Genomic DNA, 5,281 nt, shown 5'->3' on the forward strand with positions numbered 1-5,281 from the left:
CTTCCTTTTAGGGAGAGGTAATTATCAATTATCCATTATTGAACCCCCCAATATACACCTTTAAAAGCTGATAGCTGACCGCTTTCCTAACTTAAATTACTGGGAAACTTTCTGAGCATCATACTCTTTAAAACTTAGATAAAACTTTTCCTGATCGTACAAATGACACTTATCTGTTATCTCTTTCATTAAAGACCAAGAAAACTTAGTTTGATAAAGTTTATCTCCCCATTTATCCTTCAAAAATTGATATGCTTGCCTTAAATTATATGAAGGAATTCCTGTTGAGACATGATGGGGAATATGCACATTAATATCATGGCAAAGAAACTCTACCCAACGAGGATAATCACAATGCACTGTACCAAATAATTGAGCCTCTGCTTCATTCCACTCTTCTGCTGGAGTAAAAGGAATTTCCGGTACTGTATGGTGAACAATCGTAAATGTACTCATCCAGAAATGGTAAACTAACCAAGGCATTAACCAAAACTTGACTAAACCCCAGAGACCAGTTGTAGCTATTAATAAAGGAAAGGCGATCGCGCTAAACCCGAAAACTACCAATGCAGAAAATTTGACATCTTCACTATCTTTACCCTCAAATTTTCTCCAGTCAAAATGGATAAGCGCCCAGTGAGGAAGAGAAGCTAACCACCAAAGTCTGCCACGCATCACCCTATACACTGTCTGCATAAAGCTACCAGCAACCTCGAAATCTTCTGGATACCATGGTTGCCAAGCATTGTCTTCGCCCATCTTATTCGTATGTTTGTGGTGATGATTATGGCCAATTCGCCAACCATGAAACGGATAAATTAAAGGCAAAAAGGCTAAGTGACCGACTAGATCGTTGACCCAGCGACGGTTAGCAAAGGAGCGATGACCACAGTCATGGCCAATGACAAAAAACCCTGTTAATGCGGTGCCAGTGAAAATCCAAGCTAGGGGCAATAAAAACCAAGGTGTAATTGTTAGTCCCCAGTAACCTAAAACAACCATAAAGATATTGGTTGCTACCATTGTCCAGGTTTTCCATTTATCTTTAATGAAAACTTCGCGAGGTAGACTTTTCACAATATCTTTTAGCTGTAGTTGCTCATTTTCGCTATGAGAATTTCCAGAAGTAGATTCTGCAATTGATACAGTCATAAATTGTTTAAATTTCCCGTTTTTTTTGATGTTTATGTAGTAGATTTATGATTCCGAAAAAAAACGCCAGCTCAAAAATTTTGCTGGCGGTTTTGACCACAGAAAAATTTTCACAGCTAATGCTCCGAACTAATAGCATTCAATGAATTTTGTTCAAAACAATGCTGTATGTAGCAAAACCTTTCTTTTTATATCATAATCTTGTCACTATCCAGGTAAATTAATGAATTTTGTTGCTTTTGCTACTTCTTTCTTATTTGTCAAGTGTAGCTATCATCATGTTAACAATTTTTATTGATTGACTTATTTTTCAATTTGTGATAGTGAGTTTCTTTCTCTGATAGTTCGTAATTCTAATAAGAGAGTTTCTATTTCTGCCTCAAGATGAAGCAACTTAACTTGTTGATCTGTTTGATACAAAGACTTCATCTGTTCTAAGGTACGGGTTTGATTGGTTGATACTCCTGAACGATTTACCCTTTTAGCAGTATTTAAAGAAGAAGATCCACTGGACAAACTAGATGTGCTGTCAGAAATCAATAAGTTACTAGCCATTTATACTCACTTAAATAGTTTTTCTTTAAGATACATTACAACAAATTAAGCTATTTAACCTTATTGAATAAAAATTTAACATTCAAAATTAGGGCTTGGGGTAAGTTAGCCAATATTAAACAGTTATAAGTAATCTATTAGTTTACTTTCTAGCTATAAATTTGATGAAGTTTTAATCTTTGCCAGGGATTGACCAAAAAGTTATTGACAAACTCTTGATTAAGTCAAAGTTAAATTCTTGTGTAGGGTGGGTTTTGCCGATCGCTGAGATAAAACAATTCAAAGAACGACAGTTGCTCATACGATAAAAGCCATTTAGCATCTCTGCCCGGGATTCAATTTTTGAGGTGCGGAGTCGTCCGTGGTAAGAAGCACTTGCAGAAAAAGCTTGAAAAATACTCCAACACACCTCTACTCCCCTACTCCCGCTCTATTTTTAAATAGATACCAAATGGGTTCTATAGTTGAAATTGTCAATACTAACCCACAAATATAGCTGAAGTTAGAAGGCAGAAAGTTAAATTCGCACGACGGACTAAATTTGAGAAGGGCCAGAGTATTATACATAGTAATGGCAATTGCTATATTAACCACTCTGGCTGTCTTAATATTTGTTTGGTAAACAGTTAATAATAACTTAGGCTGGAGCTAAAAAAAACTTAAAGTTTACAAAAAACAAGCTAGAGAGTAAAGTGTTTTGAAACCGGAGCTGAAAACCAGCACCAGATTTTAATCAATCAATTCAAAGATAATTAAAGTAATTACTTTTTTGTGGTACGATATAAAGATGTCTAAAAAATAAAATTGCTACGATTAAGAGTATCAACATATACGGTCAACCAAGCTAGTAGGGGTGAAACTCCCGTCAAGTAACTAAGCTGTATTGATTATTGCCTAATCAATGCAAATAATAGTAGCTTCGAGAGTATGACCAACTGGTGAAATATGTTGAAAATCGTGAAAGAGCAATAAATCGTCATCAANCAAGCTAGTAGGGGTGAAACTCCCGTCAAGTAACTAAGCTGTATTGATTATTGCCTAATCAATGCAAATAATAGTAGCTTCGAGAGTATGACCAACTGGTGAAATATGTTGAAAATCGTGAAAGAGCAATAAATCGTCATCAAATCTATATCTATAAGAGTAAGCACAATGCCTATAACTATTATTGGTAGGTTTGAGTGTTTAGGGGGACTTTGATTGGTCCCTAGAAAATATAAATCTGGTCAGCCAAGAAAAAAAGTCCTAAGGCTGATTTGTCCCGTTGCGAAGTGTCAGCTTATAATTCCCCTGACTTGAGTCCGGAGAGTAGTCAAATTAAACAATTCAAAACTTTAAAGATGACCTTAACATTGTCCTCTTATCATTCAAAATTACAAGGTTGGCCGGGTTTGATCGAGGCGTATAGATCCTATCTACCTGTGACAGAAGAAACTCCTGTGGTGACACTGCAAGAAGGTAATACTCCTCTGATTCCTGTGCCAGCGATCGCCCATAAGGTAGGTAGACAGGTAGAAGTATTTGTTAAATATGATGGCCTCAACCCTACGGGTAGTTTCAAAGATAGGGGCATGACTTTAGCCATATCTAAGGCCAAAGAAGCAGGTGCAAAAGCAGTAATCTGTGCTAGCACGGGGAATACCTCAGCTGCAGCAGCAGCTTATGCTAGACGAGGTGGGATGCGAGCTTTTGTTTTAATCCCAGATGGTTATGTGGCCCTAGGAAAGTTAGCCCAAGCTCTGTTGTATGGGGCTGAAGTTTTGGCAATTAAAGGCAATTTTGACCAAGCCCTAGAAATAGTCAGGGATGTGGCTAATAAATATCCTGTGACTTTGGTCAACTCAGTTAATCCCTATCGTCTCGAAGGTCAAAAAACTGGTGCTTTTGAGGTGGTGGATACTTTGGGGGATGCCCCAGATTGGTTGTGTATTCCTGTGGGAAATGCAGGGAATATCACAGCATATTGGATGGGTTTNTAAAGGCAATTTTGACCAAGCCCTAGAAATAGTCAGGGATGTGGCTAATAAATATCCTGTGACTTTGGTCAACTCAGTTAATCCCTATCGTCTCGAAGGTCAAAAAACTGGTGCTTTTGAGGTGGTGGATACTTTGGGGGATGCCCCAGATTGGTTGTGTATTCCTGTGGGAAATGCAGGGAATATCACAGCATATTGGATGGGTTTTTGTCAATACCATAAAATCGGAAAATGCGATCGCCTGCCGAAAATGATGGGCTTTCAGGCCGCCGGGGCAGCACCTATTGTCCAAGGTCATCCTATCGCCCACCCAGAAACAGTGGCTAGTGCCATTAGAATTGGCAACCCTGCTAGTTGGGAAAAAGCTGTAGCTGCTCAAGAAGCTAGTCAGGGAAGTTTTACTCCTGTTACAGATGAGGAAATATTAGAAGCTTATCGTTTATTGGCCTCCAATGAAGGAATTTTCTGTGAGCCAGCTAGTGCTGCTTCTGTTGCTGGTTTATTGAAAGTTAAAGACCAAGTTCCCACAGGAGCAAAGATAGTTTGTGTACTTACTGGCCATGGTCTCAAAGACCCAGATGTGGCGATTAAACATAGCAACAATCAGTTTAAGCAAGGTATAGAACCAAGTATAGAGGCCGTTGCTAAAATTATGGGATTTTAAAGGAAAGAATAAGGGAAGAATCAGGAGAGGATGTCAACTTTGAGCTTTTCTCCCTAATCTCTACTACTGGGTAAGCGAGGCAATGGTTTTTCGTTTTGTGGTAACTGAGGAGTATTGGGAGATTTACTCTCCTGTTCCTGTAGTTGAATTGGATTATTAATTTCTGTTTTTAGCTGACTATCGGGGATAGTCTCCAATTTTTCTTGTTTAGTTACTTTTGCTTTGGCCAGAAGATCCACTGCATCTGCCAAAGCATTTGTTAAACTTTTACGAGTATTTGCATGATTAGTTTGCTCTTGTTTAAGGGTTGTAGTTAACTTTTGGACTTCTCGAACAGCGCGATCGCGTTCTTGGCTCACTTCAAGAATTTTGGCCTTAAATTCAGCCAAAGTTTGTAAATGTTCGATTTCCTGTTCAATAGTTGTTAGAGTTTCATCTCCATCGCCTTTAACCAAGGAAAAACCCTTTTGTAATTTCTGAACTTTGGTCTTTAAGTTATCGATAGTTTCTTGACTCTGTTGAGCTTCATTTCTTCGTTGTTGAGCTTCAGTATTATAGAGTTGACGCCACTGAGAGGCACTATCTTGGGCTGCATTTAATTCTGTTTGTAGTTCGACTATTTTTTGTTGAAGAGCTTTAATTTCATTTAACCATGGGGTTATATCCTGAGTCATATCATATTCTTAGATGATAGAGTGTCCATTTCATCGGGTGATGTTTCCCTGCAAGATTGCCTTTGCAATTGTAAGCTAAAATTTTTAACCATAAATATCTTATACTAAATCCGGTTTAGAGTTTGTAGTGTTTTCTGATTTTGGTAAAAAGCTTTTACAAAAATAGTTTCAGCATTTGCCAAAAAGCTCTTTTGAATAATAGATTTGGTATTAGTTTGCTCTTAATTTCCACACCCTAAATTTATTACTAGGTTCTAATT

The 5,281-nt window shown here is 37.8% G+C and carries 5 protein-coding genes and 1 pseudogene; 2 read left to right on the forward strand and 4 right to left on the reverse strand.

The window, feature by feature from the left end; genetic code table 11:
* Positions 1-96 precede the first annotated feature (96 nt).
* The 3 genes from AFK68_RS11940 to AFK68_RS34895 form a co-directional block, all read right to left on the reverse strand.
* Positions 97-1,152 carry a fatty acid desaturase gene (locus AFK68_RS11940; protein WP_094673007.1) on the reverse strand — a complete coding sequence of 352 codons (1,056 nt, stop codon included), beginning with the start codon at positions 1,150-1,152 and terminating at the stop codon, positions 97-99.
* A 303-nt stretch (positions 1,153-1,455) separates the two neighbouring features.
* On the reverse strand, positions 1,456-1,707 hold the full coding sequence (locus AFK68_RS11945) for a hypothetical protein (RefSeq protein WP_094673009.1): 252 nt from the start codon (positions 1,705-1,707) through the stop codon (positions 1,456-1,458).
* Positions 1,708-1,879: 172 nt separating this feature from the next.
* Positions 1,880-2,116, reverse strand: a complete 237-nt coding sequence (locus tag AFK68_RS34895) for a hypothetical protein (RefSeq protein WP_143437806.1) — start codon at positions 2,114-2,116, stop codon at positions 1,880-1,882.
* 931 nt (positions 2,117-3,047) lie between these two features.
* Between AFK68_RS34895 and thrC (AFK68_RS11950) the strand changes: the two genes are divergently transcribed.
* Both thrC (AFK68_RS11950) and thrC (AFK68_RS11955) read left to right on the forward strand, forming a co-directional pair.
* Positions 3,048-3,682, forward strand: a 635-nt coding sequence (gene thrC, locus AFK68_RS11950; protein ID WP_143437807.1) for a threonine synthase, incomplete at its 3' end; no start/stop codon positions are given.
* Position 3,683: 1 nt separating this feature from the next.
* A pseudogene (thrC, locus tag AFK68_RS11955) lies at positions 3,684-4,347 on the forward strand (threonine synthase); the annotation flags it as partial.
* Positions 4,348-4,400: 53 nt separating this feature from the next.
* Here thrC (AFK68_RS11955) and AFK68_RS11960 read toward each other — a convergent pair.
* On the reverse strand, positions 4,401-5,021 hold the full coding sequence (locus tag AFK68_RS11960; RefSeq protein ID WP_210407362.1) for a hypothetical protein: 621 nt from the start codon (positions 5,019-5,021) through the stop codon (positions 4,401-4,403).
* Positions 5,022-5,281 lie beyond the last annotated feature (260 nt).

It is taken from the genome of Hydrocoleum sp. CS-953, from assembly GCF_002260545.1.
In the GTDB taxonomy this organism is placed as follows: Bacteria; Cyanobacteriota; Cyanobacteriia; order Cyanobacteriales; family Microcoleaceae; genus Trichodesmium.

Coding starts and splice junctions, on each gene's coding strand:
- AFK68_RS11940 (WP_094673007.1), bottom strand. CDS start 1,152: ATGACTGTATCAATTGCAGAATCTACTTCTGGAAATTCTCATAGCGAA.
- AFK68_RS11945 (WP_094673009.1), bottom strand. CDS start 1,707: ATGGCTAGTAACTTATTGATTTCTGACAGCACATCTAGTTTGTCCAGT.
- AFK68_RS11960 (WP_210407362.1), bottom strand. CDS start 5,021: ATGACTCAGGATATAACCCCATGGTTAAATGAAATTAAAGCTCTTCAA.